We start from the raw sequence: 21997 nt of genomic DNA, 5'->3' as shown, positions 1-21997 counted from the left end.
TTAACGGCTTTGTGAAAACAGTTTTTTACGCACGATTTTGCGATACTCGCTCGGTGTTTGATTGAGCCTTTGCTTAAATACCCGAGTGAGTAAGCCCTGAGAATTAAACCCCACCGATATTGCCACATCTTGAATTGACAAATTACTAGAAGCCAGCAACTCTTTGGCATTTTCTAGGCGTATAGTTTGCAAGTAATGTGCTGCAGTTTGGTCCGTCGCCATTTTAAAGCGTCGATTAAACGTCCTATAACTTAAATCAAATTGCTCTGCCACATCAGAAAGTGCTATTTCGGTGTGGTAATTGTTTTTCAACCAAAACTGAATCGATGCGATTAACTCATCTGGGTGTGTATCAGCATCACCTTCTAGAAAGCGCTGTTCTTCGTATGGTTTTCTAATTTCGTGAGAGAAATTTTGTTGTACATGTTGTGCCGCTGCTACGCCATATAATTGCGAGATCAAATGCACTATCACATCTGCTAGGGCATTTAAACTTGCTACCGTATAAATGCGTTCTGACTGAGTGATAAAAAAGTCGGGTTTTAAATCGACCGATGGATAATTGAGTTTAAATTGTTTCGCGTAATGCCAATGGGTTGTTGCAGGGTGGTTTTGAAGCAAACCTGACTCAGCTAAAAAACATACGCCGGTGCCAACGCCAATTATAGTCGAACCATGTAGCCAAGCTTGATTTAAAGCCTTAGCAAGTGATTGGTTCTTTCTTATAACGGGCCTAGGGTTTCGCCAAATACTCGGCACAATAATGTAATCTTGTTCCGATAAGTAACCAAACGCCTCGTCAGGCTGTATTTGTAGACCCAGTTCATTACTAATAGGTGAAGTATCATTTGCCAACCAAGTTAGTCGTAGTGGTTTAAAGTCATTTCCTAAGTGCCTTTTTGCAAATGCTTCACCTGCTCTGAGCATTTCTGCAGGCAGCGAAACACTGGTAAAAAGCATACTTGAATAAATACAAAATCCAATTTTTGTTGGTTCTTCTGGTCTGACCATGCTTATTTGGCGAAAAATGAATGATATTTGGCTATTTTTACAAAATGTAATCTAAAGTTCAAACTAGAATCAAACATATCTAAGTTGTGTGAAAATTTTAAGAAAGATTATTTATGACTGCATTACCAATTATTGTCGGAATGGGCGGCATTAACGCTGCTGGCCGAACCTCTTTCCATCAGGGCTATCGCCGTATTGTTATAGATAAGTTAGACCAACATGCTCGACAAGAGACTTTCTTAGGCCTTGCAACACTAATGAATTTAGTACGTTTTGAAGACGGTAGATTAGTAACTCAAGCAGGCGATGAAATTCTAGCAGAACAAATTGAAGCGAAATTTGGTGAGCAGATTAAAGCAGGTACTTTGATCCGTAAAATAGAAAAAGACCATTTTGATTGTGATGCAACACACTGGCAGCAAAAACTAACTATTGATGCGAATGATGAGGCGGGTCTTAAGTTTACTTGCCGCAAGCGTGATTTACCAAGCCCAGTACCAGCATCATGGCAAGTTGATGAACTGGACGCAAAAACAGTCAATGTGGTTGTACCAGACTCTTTAGAAGTAAAACACGATAGCTATCGTGATAATCCAATCAAAGCAGCTGGTCAATTACCGACCGGTTTTGATCCTGCAGCGCTATACAACAGCCGTTATCAACCTCGTGGCTTACAGGCTACTATTTTTGCCGCAACCGATGCAATTCGCTCAACGGGTCTTGATTGGGACAAGGTGATGAATAGTGTTGAACCAGACAAAATTGGTACTTACTCAGCATCAGTGGCAGGGCAGATGCAGCAAGAAGGCTTTGGTGGCCTTGTACGCTCACGTCAACAAGGCGATCGCGTAAGTACTAAGCAGCTGGCTTTGGGCTTAAATACGATGTCGACAGATTTCATCAATGCTTATGTAACAGGTAGCGTTGGTACGACTTTCACAACATCAGGTGCATGTGCAACCTTCTTATATAATTTACGTGCTGCAGTAAATGATATTCAAGCCGGACGAACGCGTGTAGCGATAGTTGCGAGTGTCGAATGTGCGATCACACCTGAAATCATAGAGGGATTCGGTAATATGAGTGCTCTTGCGAATGAAGAAGGTCTTCGTAAGCTAGATAATACTGAAAATGTTGATTATCGTCGCACTAGTCGTCCGTTTGGAGAGAACTGCGGCTTCACAATCGGTGAAGGTGCACAGGTTGCGATCCTAATGGATGATGCGCTTACCCTCGAGCTTGGTGCAGAAGTTATGGGCTCGGTAGTAGATGTGTTTGTTAATGCAGATGGTATTAAAAAGTCAATCACGGCACCTGGCCCAGGTAACTACATCACAATGGCTAAGTCAGTCGCGTTAGCTGAGCAAATTGCAGGTGCTGATGCTATTAAAGAGCGTAGTTTTATCTTAGCCCATGGCTCAAGTACACCGCAAAACCGTGTGACTGAATCGCTGATTTACCACAGAGTGGCAGAAGCGTTTTCAATCAATGGTTGGAAAGTAGTTGCACCTAAAGCATACGTAGGCCATACAATTGCGCCAGCAAGTGGTGACCAGCTAGCACTAGCGTTGGGTGTATTTAGTCACAACATCATGCCTGGTATTACAACAATTGATAAAGTTGCTGACGATGTTCACGCAGAGCATTTAGATATTCGCAATGAGCACTATGAATGTGCACCTATGGACGTGGCTTTTATTAACTCAAAAGGCTTCGGTGGTAACAACGCAACAGCAACGGTATTTTCCCCAAACTTTACCAATAAGCTGCTAGCGAAACGCTATTCTGAAGCGCAGTTAAATTCATATCAAGTAAAGTTAGAGCAAACTAAGCTTGCTCAAGCTGACTACCAGCAAGCTGCAGATAATGGCCAATATGAGCTTATTTATCGTTTTGGCAACGGTATGATTGATGAAAATGAACTAGTACTAAACCAAGACAGCTTAAGTTTACCTGGCTTCGATAAAGCAGTATTACTGAGCACAAATAACCAATATGGTGACTTAAGCGAATAAGCTTAAGAAGAAAAGAATGTTAAGCAAACTTAGGCGCTCTGGGATGAGCGCCTTTTTTATATTTAAAACATAAAAAAGGCCACAAATGTGGCCTTAATAATTAGCCAAACTGGGTTGGCTTTAAATTTTATCTACGTTATCCAGAGCTCAGCTTACGTTAATAAACCTTACAAATAATGCCTTTAAGGTAGAAACCTTCAGGGTAGTTACCCGCGATAGGGTGATCGGCTGCTTGGTTCAGACGCTCCATAATCAACAACTCTTTACCTGCATCAAGGGCTGCGTCAGCAACAACCTTTTGGAACAGGTTTTGTTCCATTAAACCAGAACAAGAGAAGGTTAGTAATGTGCCGCCAGGCTTGAGAATTTGCATTGCGATCATATTAATATCTTTATAACCACGACATGCACCCGTTAGCTGTGCTTTGCTCTCAGCAAACTTAGGTGGGTCCATTACGATGGTATCGAATTGACGACCTTCCTCACGATACTGACGCAGCAACTTAAATACATCTTGCTTAACAAACTCAGCACGCGATAAATCAAGTTCATTGTGTTCTACATTTCGCTTTGCTGTATCAAGGGCTGGTTGTGACACATCCACGTTAATAACTTTATTACAACCACCGCGAAGCGCATATAAACCAAAAGTGCCTGTATAACAGAAACAATTTAAAACGTCTTTGCCTTTAGAAAACCGTTCTAGTGCTGCACGGCTGTCACGTTGGTCTAAATAAAAACCAGTTTTGTGACCATTTAAAATATCGACTTCAAGCTTTAAGCCATTTTCTGTAATGACAACAGGCTCAGTCGGCGCATCGCCCCAAAGTGCACCAGTGGTTTTTTCAAGGCCTTCTTTTTTACGCACGTCTACGTCAGAACGTTCATAAATGTGGCAATCAGGGAAAAGCTCACGGAGTGCTTGTACGATATCGCCTTTATAACGCTCTGCGCCCGCACTTAATAGCTGACAAACAATATAATTGTCGAATTTATCAATAGTGATACCCGGTAAGCCATCAGACTCAGCTGCGCTTAAGCGAAAACCAGTTAAACCACCTTCTTCGATGACTTGTCTGCGCGCGTCAAAAGCACGTGTTAAACGGCGTAAGAAAAAATCTTTGTCGATGCTTTCAGATTCATCAAAGCTCCATATACGTGCTCTAATTTGAGAATCTGGACTGTATGCAGCAGTGGCAAGGTATTTACCTTCATTAGAGTAAATTTTTACGGTATCACCCAGAGCAGGTTTGCCTTTTACTTTTTTGATGGCCTTGGAAAATATCCAAGGGTGTTTACGTTTTAACGATTTTTCTCTACCAGGCTGCAAGTACACTGCACAAGACATGAATTTTTCCTAACTTAATTGTATGCTGGGCATTTTAGTTAAGCGTTTACAAACATACAATGTTGATCAGTGAATTATCCGGAGAGTAGGGCATTGAATATCGATAAATTAGCGTCATTAGAACAAAGTTGTCGCGAATTTGTACAAACATTACCCATAGCGGATGCAGGGCATGACCTTGCTCATGTGCAAAGAGTGGTTACGGCCGCAAAGTTATTAGCTGAAAAAGAGCAGGCAGATTTGCAAGTGGTCGTTGCTGCTGCATGGCTACATGACTGTGTCGCAGTCGCTAAAAATAGCCCCCTGAGAAGCCAAGCTTCAAAATTAGCAGCTGACAAAGCATCCGAATTTTTAACCAGTATCGATTTTGCAAGTGAAAAGTTGTCTGCTGTGCACCACGCCATAGTTGCGCATAGCTACAGTGCAAATGTGAAGGCTGAAACGCTTGAAGCTAAAATTGTTCAAGATGCCGACAGACTAGATAGCTTAGGAGCAATCGGTATTGCACGTTGTTTTACCGTTGGCGGTGCGATGCATCGCAGTGTGTATAATGTTGACGATCCATTCTGTGAATATCGCGAGCCAGATGATTATTCATATACAGTTGACCATTTTTATAACAAACTTTTTAAATTACCTGAAGTTATGCACACGTATGCAGGAAAACAAGAAGCAGAGTCTAGAGTGTTGTTTATGAAAGAGTTTATGGGAAAGTTAGGCCAAGAAATAGGCATATAAGAAGCGTCAATTGAAAAATTGTATTGCGCAACTCTGACACCGGTGTCATAATGTCGGCGTTTTATCATTTTGTTGTCAAAACGTGTTGGCTGCCCATGTATGTGGGCAGCATTTTTTTAAAGCAAATGATAACCCATTAATCAAAGAATTCTAGATTGATATTTCTTTCGTTCAGGATGAATTGCAGTAGAGGTTGAAGTACTTACTCCCTCGAATGTAGAGCGGGAAACCAGATGAAGAAAGTAACAATAAACAGTGTTGCAGAATACGCAGGTGTATCAAAGAAGACCGTTTCACGCGTCTTGAATAATGAGCCTAACGTTAGCCCTGCAACACGAGAAAAAGTACTAAAAGTTTTCAAAGAACTTGATTACACACCGAATCCTATTGCAAGAGGACTTGCTCGCAATCGCAGCTTTATCATCGGCTGTTTGTACGATAATCCAAGTAAAAGTTACATCACTCGCGTTCAAAGTGGCGCTTTAGAAGCTTGCCATAAGCACAACTACAATTTACTAATACATCCATGTGAACTGCGCGGTGAAGCACTGATTGAAAACATCGAACATCTATTAACAACATCTCGTTTAGATGGTCTTGTTCTCACTCCACCATTTTCTGACTCGCAAGAATTGATAGAGTTTCTTAAAAAGAAAGATATTAATTACGCGCGTGTTGCCTCAGCGCTTGAGGATGAGAGCTCAATATCTGTTAGAAGTAACGATGAGCAAGGTGCTTTCGAAATTACAGAGCATTTAATTTCTCTTGGTCATAACCGAATTGCCTTCATCAAGGGTCACCCAGATCACAGTGCAACAGAGCAGCGTTTCTCGGGGTATCAGAAAGCGCTCGCTGAACATAATATTGAGTATGACGCAGAGCTGGTGGCTGAAGGTAACTTTAGTTATCACTCTGGTGCTGATAGCGCAAAAGAAATACTAGACTTGCAACCAAGACCTAGCGCAGTATTTGCATCGAATGATTACATGGCTGCAGCGGTGTTAAAATTAGCGACGCAAACAAAGCTGAATGTACCAGAGGATATCTCGATAGCTGGTTTTGATAATGCGCCTATAGCTCGCCACATCTGGCCTGGGCTTACAACAATCGCTCAACCAGTCGAAGAAATGACACGCCAAGCTGTGGAACAATTAATACTTCAGATCAGTGACCCTGACATTGAGAATACTCAAACAACGCTTGAAGCTAAACTTATAGTTCGAGAATCTACAGCTCGAATTTAGATACCTTTTCAATTTCTTTACTTGCCCAAGCCTAGCGGTTCGCTGTTAGGCTTTTTCTTTTTTGAATAATACTCAAAATTGCTTAAAAATCCCAAAGCATTGTTATAAATCTAGCTGCAAAAATTGTTTCATTAGGCTGGTTAAAACTTGTGCTAGATCAACATTAGTGAACGCTGTAGGCGTACTATAAAAGTGAGCCAAGCATAAGGTTTGTTTGGAAAAAACTTAAACAGGACTTCACTATGATTATTGATCGCCACAGCCTAGCAAAAGAGTTACCTGAATTTAAAGAAAAAATACACGAACTCAAAATGAATGATCGACATTTTGCGCGCTTGTTTGATGATTACCACAATCTTGATCATGAAGTTATTCGCATTGAAGAGGGGGTAGAAAATACCTCTGATGAGTATCTTGAATCACTAAAAAAACAGCGCTTGCATTTAAAAGATCAACTCTATGCAATTTTGAGAAGTGCATCATAAAAGTTTTCATAATACAAAGGGGTAGCTTGCTGCTCCTTTTTTGCAATATGTACCTATATAAAAGACCTCATACCAGTAAAATATCCTTATAAAAATTAATGTTTTAAATTTATTAGTTCATTCCTGTTAATAGTTAGACTTTGGTTTCGGTGACAAAAAGAATCTTTTGTGCAATATTAGAAATTATCAATTTCAGACATTTTTCTAAAAAATTTAATGACAACGCTGTCATTTTGTGTGTAACATTAAATCAACATGAAAAATGCTCTGCCAAATAATTATAAAGCTATTTGAGCAATACGTTACAGATCAGGGGTCGCTAAATGATGGCTAAACAGGTTGAACAAGACCAGTTATTTATTGGAATAGATGGGGGAGGCACAAAATGTCGTGCAACTATCTACTCAGCAACACAAGGGGTGTTAGGGACCGGTTTAGGTGGCCCTGCAAATCCATTACATGGTCTTGAACGCACACTAGAGTCAATCATGGTTTCAACTCAATTGGCTCTACAAGATGCAGGTCTGCGCGTTGAACAAGTTCATGACATTATTGCAGGGCTTGGCTTAGCAGGTGTAAACATCCCTGGTCTTTACGACAAAATTATGCAATGGGATCATCCATTTAAAGAAATGTATTTAACAACTGACTTGCACACTGCATGTATAGGCGCTCATGATGGTCACGATGGCGCAGTGATAATTACCGGCACAGGTTCGTGTGGTTTTGCCATAGTGAATGGAGAAACAGTGAATTACGGTGGTCATGGCTTTGCACAAGGTGACATGGGCAGTGGTGCATGGATGGGTTTGGAAGCGGTGAAGGCATCTCTTGTAGACCTTGATGGTTTAGGTCCAAAAACAATTTTATCAGAGTCTTTAAAACAACATTTCCATGTTACAACAGCAATGGGGATCGCCGAGCAAATGGCAGGACAACCTTCAAGCGGTTATGCAAAACTTGCACGTCACGTATTTACCGCTGCAGAGCAAAACGATGAAGTAGCATTGCAAATTGTCAAACAAGGTGCTGAATACATCAGCAACCTTGCAAAAAGATTATTAGAAATCAATCCTCCGCGCTTATCTATGATAGGTGGTCTAGCTGAGCCTTTAAACAAGTGGCTAGATGCTGATATTGCGAAACTTGTTCAGTTACCAAAGCAGCCACCAGAAATCGGTGCTATCTATTTTGCGATGGAAAGTACTCAGCATGAAATTAGAAAGGTGAACTAATGAGCCAGCAAATTTACAAAGCTAAAAAGCTTTTTGATGGTGAGAAATTTCATCATGACGTCGTATTCTCAGTAGAAGATGGCAAAGTGAGCTATAAAGCTTCTGCCGAAAACGCCGGAGTAATCAATCTTGATGGCTTAGTCGTGCCAGGCTATATCGACGTTCAAGTAAACGGCGGTGGTGGTGCATTTTATAACGCTGAGCAAACCACTGCTTGCCTTGAAAAGATGGTGTCGGCGCATGCGCAATTTGGTTCTACTGCGCTCATGCCAACGCTGATCACAGATAAAATTGAAGTGATGCAAGCGGCTGCAGATGCTATGGCAGCTGCAATTGGAAGTAATCAAGCAGGTGTTGTTGGGATCCATTTTGAAGGTCCGCACTTGTCTCACCCAAAAAAAGGCACGCACAGCGAGCAGTTTATTCGACCCATCACTGAACAAGAATTTGATATTTATGCGCGTCAAGACTTGGGCATAAAAATGGTCACTTTAGCACCTGAGACAGTACCTCTAGCTGATATCGAGCGTTTAATTAGCTTAGGTGTTAAAGTGAGTATTGGTCACTCAAATGCAGATTTTGAAACTGCTAACACTGCATTAAAAGCAGGTGCTGATGGTTTTACCCATTTATTCAATGCTATGTCTGCTTTCACATCTCGCGAGCCAGGCGTTGTTGGTGCAGCATTATGGGACGACAATAGCTGGTGCGGTTTAATTGTTGATGGCCATCATGTTCATAACACATCTGCTAAATTTGCGATTCGCTCAAAACAACGTGGCAAAATCATGCTAGTAACAGATGCGATGCCACCTGTGGGTACAGACGATACTGAGTTTGCATTCTTCGATGGCCGTAAAGTCATCCGTACTGGCGATCGTTTAAATTCAACAACCGGCGAGCTTGCTGGCAGTGTGTTAGATATGGCAAGCGCAGTACGAAATACGGTTGATTGGCTAGATGTAAGTCTACCTGAAGCGCTTCGTATGGCATCTTTATATCCTGCGCAATATCTAGGCTTAAACAGCAAAGGTCATTTGCGTGAGGGCGCAGATGCAGACTTTGTTCATCTTGATGAGAATTTATTTGCACAGGCAACGTACATCGCAGGTGCTCAGATTTAACTTTCCCTGAGGAAAAAACCCCGCTGCAGTATAGCGGGGCTTTTTTATTTGTACTGGAATAAAATATGACAGCAAAAACACAAAAAAAACGATTAGCATCTCTAGATGCACTCCGAGGCATGGATATGTTTTGGATTTTAGGCGGACAGGGTATTTTTGCCGCTTTGTTTGTTTTAACAGGCTGGCAGGGATGGAAAGCGTTTGAAGCACATACAGTGCATAGCCCTTGGCATGGCTTTACTTTTTACGATTTAATATTCCCGTTATTTATCTTTTTATCTGGTGTTGCTATGGGTCTGGCACCTAAGCGTATCGATCACCTTCCTTTTAACGAAAGACGCCCGTTATACAACAAAGCAATTAAGCGACTGTTTTTACTTATGGCATTTGGTGTTTTGTATAACCACGGCTGGGGTACAGGTGCACCATTTGCATTTGAAGAAGTACGTTATGCGAGTGTGTTAGGGCGAATCGCAATCGCATGGTTCTTCTGTGCTTTATTAGTGTGGCACTTTAGCTTACGTGTTTTAGCTTACTCTGGTATCGGTATTTTAATCTTCTATTGGGTACTTCTTTGCTTTATTCCTGTACCGGGTGGCGTTGCGGGTGACTTATCTGCGGCAGGTAGTTGGAATGCATGGTTCGATAAGCACCTTTTACCAGGCATTTCATATCAAAACCGTGTGGTTGACCCTGAAGGAATTTTGTCGAGTTTACCAGCGATTGTGAATGCAATTGCTGGTGTATTTGCAGGACAGCTGATTGCCAAAGCCAATGAGCGCGGTGAGTGGAAAACATGTGGTATGTTATTCGGCGCAGGTGTTGTAAGTTTATTGCTCGGTTGGACATGGGACTTACACTTCCCAGTTAATAAAGAGCTTTGGACCAGTTCATTCGTATTAGTAACAGTAGGGTGGAGTGCAATTTTACTTGCTGTTTTCTTCGCAGCAGTCGACATTTTAAATGGCCAAAAGCTGGCTTATCCGTTTGTAATCATTGGTGCGAACTCAATCATTATCTACTTAGCGTCTTCACTGGTGGATTGGGAGTACATTAGCCGCAGTGTGTTCGGTGGTGTGGTAAATGCAGCGCCAAGTGAATGGCAGCCTTTATTGGCGGTCACTGCGCTGATGGCGGTGCAAATGTTAGTACTGCACTGGATGTATCGTCGTAAGATCTTTGTTAGCGTTTAATTTTAAACTTTACTATCTACTTATGCAAAAGGCTCATTAATATGAGCCTTTTTGTTATAAAAAATCCAAAGTTTTTTTTCACTTTTACTTTACAAGCGCTCAATTAATGATAATAATGACAGCGTTGTCATAATGGTACAGCCTAATAAGATTATCCCGATTAGGTTTGATCTGGCGCTTATTTTGATTGCACGCAAAGTAAGCCCAGATCCCATTTTTTCTTTTCTTCTACAACGAGCCAAAACCATGCAAATAGTAATCTTAAACGACGCCAATGAAGTTGCAGCTTATGGCGCAGATATCTTTACACAACAACTAAAAAAGAAAGCAGAGTCTGTGTTAGGTTTAGCGACCGGTTCGACACCAGTAGCGCTTTACCAAGAACTAATTCGTCGTAATGAAGCAGGTGAAATTAGCTTTAAAGACGCGACAACATTCAACTTAGACGAATATTTAGGTCTAGATGGTTCACACCCACAAAGCTACCGTTATTTTATGAACGAGCAGTTGTTCAACCACGTAGACATCGACAAAGATAAAACGCATGTACCACCGAGTGATGCGAAAAACCCAATCACTGCATGTCAGGAATACGAAGGTCACATTGTTGCGGCAGGTGGCATTGATGTTCAACTGTTGGGTATTGGCCGCAACGGTCACATTGGTTTCAACGAACCATCGTCAGGCTTAACGTCACGTACACGTGTTAAAACATTAACCAAAGCAACCATTGATGATAATGCTCGCTTCTTTAAAGAAGACGAATACCAGCCGCACTTATCAATCACTATGGGTATCGGTACTATTCTTGATGCCAAAAAAGTGGTGTTATTAGCGACTGGTGAGAACAAAGCAGAAGCAGTTCATGCAATGATTGAAGGTCCGTTAACAGCAGCTTGCCCAGCATCTGCACTACAAATGCACCGTGATGCGGTTATCGTGATTGATAAGGCTGCAGCAAGTAAGTTAAAAGACATTGAGTTTTATCAGCACATAGAAGCTGAAAACCAAAAGCTTCAGGCTTATTTAGCTTCTTTATAGTAAGGAGCTGTTGATCTTTCAAGTTGGTTTTTACAGCAGTTTGATTGGTATTTATACACGGCAAAGCCTGCGTAGTATGGTATTTCCATATAAGTCAGGCGATAACATAGTTGAAATTCCAATCAAGCGCTGCCAAATAGGCTCTTCGGAGCGAACTTTTCTCATTGTTACTCGATTTTTACTTAGCCCACTAGGTAAAAAACCGAGTGCCGTGATAAAAGCCCGCTCAGAAAGAGTAAAACTCGAACAGCAAAGAGTAACAGGCCCTTTACGCAACTACATATTTTAAAAGCCCGTAAGGGCTTTTTTTTTGCAAATTTTACGGCTTATTTATTTAGCTTAGAGTGTCTGTGTGTTAGCTTAGGCTCAAATCACGCAAAGGAGTGAATATGCTTCATTACACGCAGATGAGTTTAGACAGAGCGTCGCAGCAACGCAAAGATAGCAACTGGCTAAACACGCAAAAAACGACCAACAGCCGATGGCTTTTAATTCACCAAGATAAAAACTTATTTAGCGCTGATTTACAAAAGCTTCAGCTATTACTCTGGTCGTCAGTCGCACACTTAAATACCGATGATGCCGTGTATATTGGTCATCAAGACGAAATACATTACTTTGTGTTAGATGTGTCGAATATAGACCAAGATGAAGTGAATGATTTATCAGCGGGTGGCACATTTGAAGATATGCGTAAAGTCGGGCCAAAACTAAATGGTTTTGAAGCATCTATCGGCGTACTAGCAAGGGGTATGTGCTATTGGCATAAAACTCATGTTTTTTGTGGCCGTTGCGGTACAGCAAATAAGCCCTATGAGGGCGGTCATGCACGTCGTTGTCAAAATGGTGAGTGTCGTCATATTACATTCCCGCGAACTGATCCTGCGGTGATCATGTTAGTGACCCATACTTTTGATGATGGCATAGAGCGCTGCTTGATGGGCCGTCAGGAAAGCTGGCCAGAAGGCGTTTATTCGACGCTGGCAGGTTTTGTTGATCCAGGAGAATCATTGGAGCAAGCGGTACTGCGTGAAGTAGAAGAAGAGTCTGGCATTATTGCCGAAGATGCCCAGTATATCGCATCACAGCCATGGCCTTTTCCGTCGTCATTAATGCTGGGCTTTATAGCTAAAGCGAAAACCACAGAGATCTCAGTGGAACAAGATGAATTACAAGATGCTAAGTGGTTCTCAAGAGCAGAATTAAATACATTCGCAGAGTGGGGCGATGATATGCCTGGGTTTAAACTTACCCGAAGAGATTCAATTTCACGCTATTTAGTCGAATATTGGCGCGCACTTGGCGAATAAAAGAAGTTAAAAAATACCAAGGTTTAACAATGAAAAATAATACTAAGATTGTCAGTGCTGGCAGAAAAAAACAATATACCCAAGGGGTCGTAAACCCTGTTGTACAGCGTGCTTCTACGGTCGTATTTGATACCGTAGAAGAAATGCAAACTGCCATCAAAGAGCGTGCTGATCGCACCTTATTTTATGGTCGTCGTGGTACAAACACCCACTATGCGCTACAAGATGCCATTACCGAACTTGAAAATGGTGCAGGGTGTGCGCTTTATCCATCGGGCGCCGCTGCCATCAGTCAATCTTTATTGTCTTTTTTGAAGTCAGGTGACCATTTATTAATGGTTGATAACGCATACGAGCCGACACGTGATCTATGCGATAAGATTTTAGCCGGCCTCGGTATAACGACGACGTATTATGACCCGACAATTGGTGCTGGCATCGAAGCCCTTATACAAGAAAATACCAAAGTGATTTTCTTGGAATCGCCGGGTTCAATCACCATGGAAATTCAAGATGTGCCTGCACTTGTTGAGGTTGCGAAAAAGCATAACATCATCACTATGTTAGATAATACCTATGGAAATGGCTGGCATTTTAGACCGCTTGATTTTGGCGTTGATATCAGTATTCAAGCTGCAACCAAGTACATTGTTGGTCACTCAGACGTGATGATGGGCGTTGCGGTAGCAAATGAAACCCATTGGCCGACATTGCGTGAGCATTCTTACTTGTTAGGTCAATGTACGTCTGCTGATGATGCTTACTTAGCATTACGTGGTCTTCGTACTATGCCTGTGCGTTTAGCCCAGCACGAAAAAGCGGCGATACAAGTCGCACAGTGGTTGTCTGAACATGAACTCGTTGATCATGTACGCCACCCAGCATTTGAAACTTGCCCTGGGCATGAGTTCTTTAATCGCGATTTTGATGGCAGTAACGGTTTATTCTCGTTTGTTATGAAAGAGGGCAATCTAAAATCAATCAATGCGTTTTTAGATGCATTGCATCATTTCAAAATGGGGTTTTCATGGGGAGGTTACGAAAGTCTAGTGACTGCCAATAAAACCATGGCAAAGCTGCGCTCAACAACAGGGTGGGAGCACGGTCCTATTATTCGCCTGCACATAGGTTTAGAAGATGTTGAAGACCTAATTGCAGATTTAGAGCAAGCACTGCAGGTGTATAAAGACAATTTGTAAGGTTCGCGTAGGGCAAACCAAAGTCCAAAACGAAGCCTTAACTTGTAGGCGCGACTTTATGTCGCGCAACTTTTAAAACCTCTTCGACTAATTAAACTCATAAAACTAATCTGCCCGAGCCAATTAACCCCATTACTAAACCAAAGCCGCCGCTGGCAAACCCAAGCACCAGACCAATTCGGCCAAAAAGCTTTTGCCATTTAGGGCGACATAGAAATGGTTTTGCTGCCACTTCACTTTCAGTCATGTGTTGCTGGTCTATGTTAATGATATTTTGAGCTTGGAAAATCTGTAAACCAAGTATCAATGCAAATGCTGTATAAGCGAGCGTTGGCATAATCCACCCCGAGCTAAATGAGTAACTCATAACGAATAGCACCCCAAACACAAACGTGGTGATTAACATTCTGGTTCTCATAACTTTAAGTATTGCTTTTGTCTGCTCAGTCTTTGCGTACTTAATCGGAAATTTCATACTGTAAAATACAGCAAGCATAGCTGCGAATGCGCCAATAAAAGCACCACCAAGCACTGCAAAAAGTTTTAGTATTGGTGAGCTATACGTTGTATTGGTCACCAGTGTTGCCGCAGCAACTGGCGCACTTGGGGCGACCAAGCCTAAAGCAACCGCTGGGGTAATTGTCGAAATTGCCAATGTACCAAAACGATTTAAATATTGAGACTTAAGCTTCTTTCGGCTTCTTGATAACTGCTGACGTACTTTTTCTTCAGAGATATCTAATAACGCAGCGACTTGCTTGCTAGATTGCTCTTCTCGATAGTACAAGATTAAAATCTCACGGCTCTCTTCTGGTAAAGCTGAAACAAGTTGATTCATCAGCATGACTTGTTCATCTTTTAATAAATCACTATCAGGACAATCATGGTGAGCAAGTAACTGCTCAAGTGATTGCTCGAGTGACTCATCATTGTCAGACACTAAACTCGACTTTTCTCGCAATACGTTTAAAGCTTTATAACGAGCAGTTTGGCGAAGCCAAGGTAAAAAGCTGTGATCGTTTTTTAACTTATCGAGGTTTTGCCATGCATTGATAAATACTTGTTGCGCTACATCTTCACTCGCATGCACGTCCTTCGTGATAGCGAGCGCAATACTGCAAATGAGTTGTCGACATGCTTTGTGAAGTGCTTCAAAGGCATTTACATCACCTTTTCGTGCATGCGACACATATAAAGCAATACTGTTACTGTCTTTCATGTCTAGTTTATACGCTAATGTATTCATGATTTATCCTTAATGAATGCCGTAATTTGGTCGTTTAGCCATTTAGGATCATCATACATAATAAAATGGCGAGAGTTTGTATTCATTTTGACTACAGCGTTAGGTAAATTTGCCACTTGCCCTTTATATAGTTGTTCAACGGCTTGTTTGCGAGAGTTATCGTTAAATCCACCTGATGCACCCAGAATAAGTAAATCCGCTTTTATTTCAGTCAGTGATGGTCTCAAATCATTGTTCATTAAATAGTGCATTGCTTTGCCAACGGTAACCGGATCAGAGCGTTTAGCCATATCAATGATATGTTTTTGATGCTTAGCCTGAGTCGCATGGATATATATACCGCGCTTAGTTTGCTCTGCTAGTTGCGTTTGAGTCATTGATTTGTGCATTAAAAGTATGCGTTCAGCTTGGTTGCTAAGTGAAGCCGGTGTCGTTTGATTTGTGCCGGTAAATATTGGGCCAATATAGGGTAGGCTATCAACTGAAACGACCTTACTAATAAGCTCTGGCTTTTCTAATGCGATAGACATAGCTAAAAAGCCTCCCAGACTATGACCAATTAGAATTGTTTTATTTGCTACAGCATTTGAAGCTTCTGACTTGCGACTCTCTTCAGTAATAAAATCAATTAGCTCATTTTTTAACTCGTTCATCGAAAAGTTTGTAGGTTTTTGACTATCGGCAAATCCGGTGATTGATACCATATGTACACGGTGTTTATCTTTGATTGTGTCTAGAGTGCCTTGCCAAACTTCACCGTTAGACATAAGACCCGGGATCAGAATGATATCGGCATTTTCTGTTTGGCTATTTCCGACTGTTTTAACAGTAAAGTGATTATGCGCCCAAACTTTAGCGGTATTTAATGCTGCCGCAATCGCGATGAACAAAACAATCAATAGGCTTAATTTTGTAGGTTTATTTGGTTTGTTGTGTGACTTAATCATAGTAGCTCCTGTTGGTTATATAACTAAGTCACACGAGTCATTTAAAGTGTGACAAATATTTTTGAATTTTTTTAAAATAATTAGCCGAGCTTTTCAGAACCCTCTGTTTTTAACTCTGGTTTCAATCGATGCTTTTGTAAGTTCGAGTAAATTAACCCCACCATGAGGCCCAGCATTATAGAGTTAATGCCAAATAAGCTGACGCCCGAAAAGCTAATTAATAAAGTGAGTAAAGCCGCATCACGACTTTTAGGATCAGAAAACGCATTTTGCAGGCAGAGTAGGAGCGTGCCGAGTAAAGCAAAGCCAGCGAGTATTGAAGTTATACTCTTTGGTAAAGCCAAAAATAAACTAACCACGCTACTTGCGAATAGCCCGGCAATTAAATAAAACACGCCTGCACACATTGCCGCTTTATAGCGTTGAGTTTTTGAAGTGTCTACATCTTCATTCATGCACACAGCAGCAGAGATAGCCGCCAAATTTAACGAAAATCCACCAAAAGGTGCGGTCAGAAAATTTAATGCGCCTGTGGTGACTAAAGCCGATTTCGTTGGCGACCTATAGCCATAGGTTTGCAATAAAGCGAGGCCAGGTAAGTTTTGAGAAAGCATGGTAACCAAATACAGTGGAACAGCTAAATTGAGTATGGCGGTTAGGTTCGATGCATCTAAATTTGGAGGCATGAATTCAAATGCACCAAAAGAAATAGAGAAATCTGTTTGGTCAAATGCCCCAACTACAATGGCTAAAACTAAGCTGCCACCCAATAAAATAAACATAGTGAGTTTGGGAAGCCATAACTTAGCCAAACAAAAACAGCAAAACAGCAGTGCGAAATAGCTTGGTGCTACTTCAACTACTTCAAAAGCAGTTAAACAAAAAGGAAGCAGAATGGCTGCCAACATAGCACTAGCGAGCGGTGAAGGAATGTTTTCGACAGCTTTGCAAAGTGGCTTTATATATCCGGTTAATATTGTGGCAATGCCAACTAACATAAAGGCAGCAATGGCCGTATGTATATCGTATTGTGAACCAACACCGACCAACAAAACAGCACTTGGCGTTGACCAAGCTGTGAGAATGGGGGTTTTAAACCACCATGACAAGCCAATTGAACTTAACCCCATAATGAGGCCTAAAGTCATCAGCCAGCTTTCGATTTGAGCTTCACTCGCGCCCAAAGCAGAAGCCGCTTGAATAACGATCACTGCCGCACTGGCATAGCCGATCATCACGGCTGTAAAACCAGCAGATAAATGGCCCATTGTTACAGACTTGAGCATACTTGCACCTTTGTTGTTGAGTGTTAATATTGAGGTTGTGCGTTAAAGCGCACGAAATAAACAGTAACATCGTGCGCTATAGCGCACAAGTTTTAAGCAGGCTTTTTATGTCAGAGCAAATATTCAAAAGTAAAATTTCAAAGCGCCTGAAAACTTTGCGCAAAGAAAAAGGCCTGAGTTTAGACGCAACCGCCAAGCTTACGAACGTGTCTAAAGCCATGTTGGGGCAAATTGAGCGAGAGGAATCTAGCCCGACTATTGCCGTACTCTGGAAGATAGCCAGTGGATTAAACGCGTCATTTTCTTCATTCTTCTCAAATCAAAAAGAAGCCGATATAGCGCAGCGTACTTTTCCAAATGATGAAAACATGCAAGTGAAAACCCTCTTTGCATTTAGCCAAGATAGCGCGATGGAAATGTTCGAGATAACCCTGACTCACCATCATAAACAGCTATCAACAGCACACAGTACAGGAGTGATTGAACATATCATTGTGCGTTCTGGGTGTTTGTCTGTGTTTTATGATGATACTTGGCATAACTTGGAGGCTGGGCAAACATGTCGTTTTTTAAGTGACCAACCACATGGTTATCAAGCCGTGTCTGAATGCTGTGTATTTGAGAACATAATTTGTTATCCAAAGTAGCACTCGTTACATGAAATAATTAAAAGGATTAAAGTCATGACACCTGCGATTTTACTCGCCAAAAAAGCCAAAATCTCATTTAACGTGCATGAGTATAAGCACGAGCCAAAAGCGCAATCTTATGGCTTGGAAGCGGCTGAAAAGCTAGGTTTGAACCCATCTCAAGTATTTAAAACCCTAGTTGTTGAAACTGATAGCAAACAACTTGTGGTCGCGGTTTTACCCGTTAACCAACAACTGAATTTAAAATCGTTAGCAAAAGCCGTGGGGGCAAAGAAAGCCGCCATGGCGCCACAGCAATTAGTCGAGCGTTCAACGGGGTATATTTTAGGTGGCGTTAGCCCATTGGCACAAAAGAAACGCCTCGCCACCGTAATAGATAGCTCAGCCAAAAATTTTGAAACCATTTTTGTGAGTGCAGGGCGCAGAGGGCTCGAAATAGAACTGGCGGCAGATACTCTATGTGAATTAACGCAAGGACAGTTTGCAGATATTCAAAGTGTGTGACTGACTTCTAGCTATGTAAGAGATAAATTACCCACCAACTAAGATGGGTAAATTGATCGAATTAGGCTTGCTCTAGCCAGCTTTTTAGTTGTTTTCTTAGCTGGGCTAATTGGTTTTCACAGAAGAGTTCGATCTCTAGTTCTTTTGCGCGAAGCTGTTCGTGTGTCCTTATTCCTTTGTAGCTGATCAGCGCTGCGCGGGCTTGGATACCACCGAGTAAATCGGTCAATGAATCTAGTTTATAAATTACTTGGTTACCTTCGCCTTTATCGAACTTTTTAGTTTTACATTCGATTAGATGAAGCTTGTTGTTCGCCATGATGACGATATCAAGTTCATTCACTACGGTACCTTGACCAATCTTTCGCGTAATTTCTACGCCTTGTGCAATGTCTTGAATGTGTGGCACTTCTTTTTTTAAACTTAAAAGTAAGCCATAAACATATTCTTCTAGCCAGCCCCCATTGGCAAAAAAGCGCGCTTCTTCATTTATAAAAACTAACCTGTCATTCTTGCGACAAACAAGTTCAGCATCTTCTAAATCGTCAATCAGAGTTTGTAAATCAGCGCAATTTAATTGAGATCTATTCAAAACGGCAGATGTTAAGTGTGCATTATCACTGCTGGCAGCTAAGTAATTTAAATTGCCAAGCGCCTGACCTAGATTGTCTTGGCTAGCTGCCCATTTAGCACCAAGCTTACGATAACGAATATCAACATTGCCTGTGTTTGCAATATTATTTATTTGGCTGTCGATAAGAGCAAAGAAATCACGAATTTTAAGTTTATCGGCTAGTTGTGTATTTTTTCGCTCTGAAGGTACCAGCCAATGTAATTCATCACTGTTAGGCTCTACCATAAAACACTCAAATTCATAGGCTCTAACAACTTCATACATGGCTAAAACATGCTGGCGGTCGCCACAACTGGCATTAAATGCGTATAGAGTTTTATGATTGTGAGTGACTAACGAATCTATCTCTTGATGAAAATACGAGACCAACTCCTCTGTATTTCGAGTTTGCGGCATCACTTTAAAATTCAAGCTGATCCCACGTGGATTTAACACTGCTCTAATGGCGTCAAGTTTTGCTAACTCTGTTTGTTCAACAAATACGATCACTTCATTGGAAGGAATGTGTGTATCGAGCAAAGGAGTAACAAGGTTGATAAGTTTGTTATCTAAAAAGCAAATATGAGTATGATTTTGCACGGTGTTCCTTATAGTGCATTTATTATTGTTATCGGTACGTTACCGCAAAATTTGGGCGAGGGGAAATACCAATTAGTTTTGAAAAAGAGTGCAAAAAGGTATGAAAATTACAAATGAGTTTAGATTGAGTCAAAGAAGGAAGCGTGTCCCTTCTTTGATTTAGAAATTTAAAAACTACTTTGCGACTCTATTTAAAATCCAATCCCTCAACAAACTGCCATCCACAAGCTTAAAGTTTTGTGTGCTTTTAGGCATCACATTATGACCATCTTGAACAACCAATAAACCATTAGGGAGGGCTTCACCAAGATAGCTGCTTGTTACTGCCAAACCATCGGTTTCTGAAGCACCATCGATCATGCTTCCCCAGTTTGCACCGACTTCAAAAACACCCAAAAATTCATTGTTATCATCAACGTCGTATACCGCATAGCGGTTATTACCTTGGCTAGATACAACAAGGTATTGTTTGCCGTTTAAGCGATATAAGCTCATGCCTTCAATATCAGCTTCGACTTGCTCATTTAGACCAGTGATTAACTTGTCAGGTTGTTTACCTTTAAGATCTTTTAGCCATACACCCGTTGACTCTTCACCATAAAACAAGCGTTGATTCGCATCATCGCTTACGCAGCCTTCAGGTTGACTAGGCACTGTCCATTCTAGAGTTTTCTTGCCTGTTATCTTTTGCTTATTAAATGTAATCTCGTATTTTTGAAAGCGACCATCGGTGTCATTAATCCATACCGCCAGTTCATTATCGTATTGTCCCAGGCATAAACCATATGGATCAGCCAAGTCTGTTTTAATATCGGTAAGAAAAGTAGGGAGCCCAGATTTTTGATCGATTTTAAATAGGCTGATGCTTTTATTGGTTCGATTACTGGCTGCTGCAATATTAACAACTTCACCATTGAATTTAACGCCGTAACGAATATCGACATTGTTTACTCGACCAACGAGTAAAGTTTTTACAAGATTGCCCTTTAGATCGTATACGTTGAGACCTGACTTTTTATCAGTACCATAAACCAAGCTATTTGAAGGGTTAACTTTATTTACCCAGATCTCAGGGTCATCTGCGGCATCACCATGAGATGCAACAGGGGTCGTTTGTGCAAAGGGGATCAGATTGGCAATCGGTTGCTCATTCTTCTTTTTGAACGGTAACTTGTACTTGCCCAAATTGATTTTGATATTCTTTGATGTTTCATCATCGAAGACATAAGCAATTAAGTTTTTGTCAGAGCGGTGAAGTTGAACGGTTTTAGGTGCTATGTTTTTGGGCAGCTCAAAAGGTTTGAACGCGTGATTATTTTGGTCAAGTAGCCAAAGCTGGTTTGTACTCGGTGACACCACAGACACATCACCCGAGGCGGTTGTATCTAAGTATTCTACTTCGAGCCCCTCAGCAAGCTGGAAAAGCTCGCGAATAATTTCAAGCTCAGGGTTAGTCGAGTACTGCCAAACGCCAATATTTTCTTCTGCAATATAGAGTGATCCGGTCAGGTCGTTCACTGCACAAGACTTCATATTAAGGCCAACTGCAAAATGTCGAACTTCATTTAACTGCCAATCAGTCTCGTTTTCGGTATTCAGCGCCATTTGACTAACGATGCCGTTTACATCAACTGTAAATAACTCAATATGGTCAGATGAAGAGCTTAAGCAAATTGCATCAAATGCTGTTTTATCAGCCAAAAGCGCATACGTCTTTTCAATACGATTGTGTTTAAAGTCAACTTTAATGAGTTCGATATTGCCGGTATTTTTATTTAGGGTTGATAACACCCCAACAGACTTTGAATTTGGTAGCCACCTAAAATCTAAATGTTCAGACTTAGAGTTAATTGTCGATAAAGCGTTACCTTGCTCATCGAGTAAAGCGATACCGTGCGCTTCACTCACAGCAAGTTGTTTATGGCTAGTCTGTGCGACTTCAATAGGCGAAATAAACTCAGACTCGGTTAACCATTGTTTATTAGTCTTCGAAGCATTGGCAACGCCACTACAAAGTAATCCACCAATCAGCCAAGATAGTTTTAAAGATGTGTTTGTCATGTTGAGCTCTTAAAGCTGTTACTAAATCATTGCGGCAGACAGTAGCGATGAAAAATGACATAAATGTTTCAGCTATCTCTATGTAAAGTGTCAGCAGGGCACTTTAAGGCCTTTAAACATCTCATTACGAATTTTTTGAGCTAATTT

General features: G+C 41.2%; 20 protein-coding genes. 13 read left to right on the top strand and 7 right to left on the bottom strand.

The genetic code is table 11. The annotated features are described in order from the left end of the window. A complete protein-coding gene (locus tag PP2015_RS09300; RefSeq protein ID WP_058030007.1) occupies window positions 1–1011 on the bottom strand; it encodes a GlxA family transcriptional regulator in 1011 nt (336 codons plus the stop codon). Between the two features lie 113 nt (window positions 1012–1124). Between PP2015_RS09300 and PP2015_RS09295 the strand changes: the two genes are divergently transcribed. Next, window positions 1125–3026 (top strand): beta-ketoacyl synthase, encoded by a 1902-nt coding sequence (locus PP2015_RS09295; RefSeq protein WP_058030006.1) that lies wholly within the window; start codon window positions 1125–1127, stop codon window positions 3024–3026. A gap of 157 nt (window positions 3027–3183) precedes the next feature. Here the strand turns inward: PP2015_RS09295 and PP2015_RS09290 are convergent, their stop codons facing one another. Beyond that, on the bottom strand, window positions 3184–4374 hold the full coding sequence (locus PP2015_RS09290; protein WP_058030005.1) for a class I SAM-dependent methyltransferase: 1191 nt from the start codon (window positions 4372–4374) through the stop codon (window positions 3184–3186). A gap of 93 nt (window positions 4375–4467) precedes the next feature. On the opposite strand from PP2015_RS09290, the gene PP2015_RS09285 reads away from it, so the two are divergent. The 10 genes from PP2015_RS09285 (at window position 4468) to PP2015_RS09240 (ending at window position 13943) form a co-directional block, all read left to right on the top strand. After that, window positions 4468–5112, top strand: a complete 645-nt coding sequence (locus tag PP2015_RS09285) for an HD domain-containing protein (protein WP_227009251.1) — start codon at window positions 4468–4470, stop codon at window positions 5110–5112. Between the two features lie 233 nt (window positions 5113–5345). Next, window positions 5346–6356 carry a LacI family DNA-binding transcriptional regulator gene (locus PP2015_RS09280; RefSeq protein ID WP_058030003.1) on the top strand — a complete coding sequence of 337 codons (1011 nt, stop codon included), beginning with the start codon at window positions 5346–5348 and terminating at the stop codon, window positions 6354–6356. 242 nt (window positions 6357–6598) lie between these two features. Further along, entirely contained in the window at window positions 6599–6841 is a 243-nt protein-coding gene (locus PP2015_RS09275; protein WP_058030002.1) for an HP1242/YdcH family protein, read from the top strand. A 323-nt stretch (window positions 6842–7164) separates the two neighbouring features. Beyond that, window positions 7165–8076, top strand: a complete 912-nt coding sequence (gene nagK / locus PP2015_RS09270; protein ID WP_058030001.1) for an N-acetylglucosamine kinase — start codon at window positions 7165–7167, stop codon at window positions 8074–8076. Beyond that, complete coding sequence (gene nagA, locus PP2015_RS09265; RefSeq protein WP_058030000.1) at window positions 8076–9200, top strand: N-acetylglucosamine-6-phosphate deacetylase; 1125 nt, start codon at window positions 8076–8078, stop codon at window positions 9198–9200. The genes nagK and nagA overlap by 1 nt, the downstream gene beginning before the upstream one ends. 65 nt (window positions 9201–9265) lie before the next feature. Continuing rightward, window positions 9266–10393 carry a transmembrane glucosamine N-acetyltransferase NagX gene (gene nagX, locus PP2015_RS09260; protein ID WP_058029999.1) on the top strand — a complete coding sequence of 376 codons (1128 nt, stop codon included), beginning with the start codon at window positions 9266–9268 and terminating at the stop codon, window positions 10391–10393. A 246-nt stretch (window positions 10394–10639) separates the two neighbouring features. Next, window positions 10640–11434, top strand: a complete 795-nt coding sequence (gene nagB, locus PP2015_RS09255; protein WP_058031598.1) for a glucosamine-6-phosphate deaminase — start codon at window positions 10640–10642, stop codon at window positions 11432–11434. A 10-nt stretch (window positions 11435–11444) separates the two neighbouring features. Next, entirely contained in the window at window positions 11445–11723 is a 279-nt protein-coding gene (locus PP2015_RS09250) for a hypothetical protein (RefSeq protein WP_058029998.1), read from the top strand. Between the two features lie 100 nt (window positions 11724–11823). Further along, window positions 11824–12744 (top strand): NAD(+) diphosphatase, encoded by a 921-nt coding sequence (gene nudC / locus PP2015_RS09245; protein WP_058029997.1) that lies wholly within the window; start codon window positions 11824–11826, stop codon window positions 12742–12744. Window positions 12745–12773: 29 nt separating this feature from the next. Then, entirely contained in the window at window positions 12774–13943 is a 1170-nt protein-coding gene (locus PP2015_RS09240; RefSeq protein WP_058029996.1) for a cystathionine beta-lyase, read from the top strand. 97 nt (window positions 13944–14040) lie between these two features. Here PP2015_RS09240 and PP2015_RS09235 read toward each other — a convergent pair whose 3' ends face one another. From PP2015_RS09235 to PP2015_RS09225, 3 genes are all read right to left on the bottom strand, one after another. After that, entirely contained in the window at window positions 14041–15189 is a 1149-nt protein-coding gene (locus PP2015_RS09235) for an RNA polymerase sigma factor (protein WP_058029995.1), read from the bottom strand. Next, the gene (locus PP2015_RS09230; protein ID WP_058029994.1) at window positions 15186–16136 is read right to left on the bottom strand and encodes an alpha/beta fold hydrolase; all 951 of its coding nucleotides are present in this window, start codon (window positions 16134–16136) and stop codon (window positions 15186–15188) included. The genes PP2015_RS09235 and PP2015_RS09230 overlap by 4 nt, the downstream gene beginning before the upstream one ends. Before the next feature lie 80 nt (window positions 16137–16216). After that, complete coding sequence (locus PP2015_RS09225) at window positions 16217–17452, bottom strand: benzoate/H(+) symporter BenE family transporter (RefSeq protein ID WP_227009257.1); 1236 nt, start codon at window positions 17450–17452, stop codon at window positions 16217–16219. Between the two features lie 77 nt (window positions 17453–17529). Between PP2015_RS09225 and PP2015_RS09220 the strand changes: the two genes are divergently transcribed. Together PP2015_RS09220 and ybaK are read left to right on the top strand one after the other, a co-directional pair. After that, window positions 17530–18069, top strand: coding sequence for a helix-turn-helix domain-containing protein (locus PP2015_RS09220; protein ID WP_058029992.1), 540 nt, complete (start codon window positions 17530–17532; stop codon window positions 18067–18069). Between the two features lie 36 nt (window positions 18070–18105). Then, window positions 18106–18576: a Cys-tRNA(Pro) deacylase gene (gene ybaK, locus PP2015_RS09215; protein ID WP_058029991.1), complete on the top strand. Its 471-nt coding sequence runs from the start codon at window positions 18106–18108 to the stop codon at window positions 18574–18576. Between the two features lie 61 nt (window positions 18577–18637). Here the strand turns inward: ybaK and PP2015_RS09210 are convergent, their stop codons facing one another. After that, the gene (locus PP2015_RS09210; protein WP_058029990.1) at window positions 18638–19789 is read right to left on the bottom strand and encodes a Card1-like endonuclease domain-containing protein; all 1152 of its coding nucleotides are present in this window, start codon (window positions 19787–19789) and stop codon (window positions 18638–18640) included. Window positions 19790–19963: 174 nt separating this feature from the next. Continuing rightward, entirely contained in the window at window positions 19964–21850 is a 1887-nt protein-coding gene (locus PP2015_RS09205) for a phytase (RefSeq protein ID WP_058029989.1), read from the bottom strand. Window positions 21851–21997 lie beyond the last annotated feature (147 nt).

Source organism: Pseudoalteromonas phenolica (genome assembly GCF_001444405.1).
Taxonomy (GTDB): Bacteria; Pseudomonadota; Gammaproteobacteria; order Enterobacterales; family Alteromonadaceae; genus Pseudoalteromonas; species Pseudoalteromonas phenolica.
This window is presented reverse-complemented; position numbering and strand designations above follow the sequence as displayed.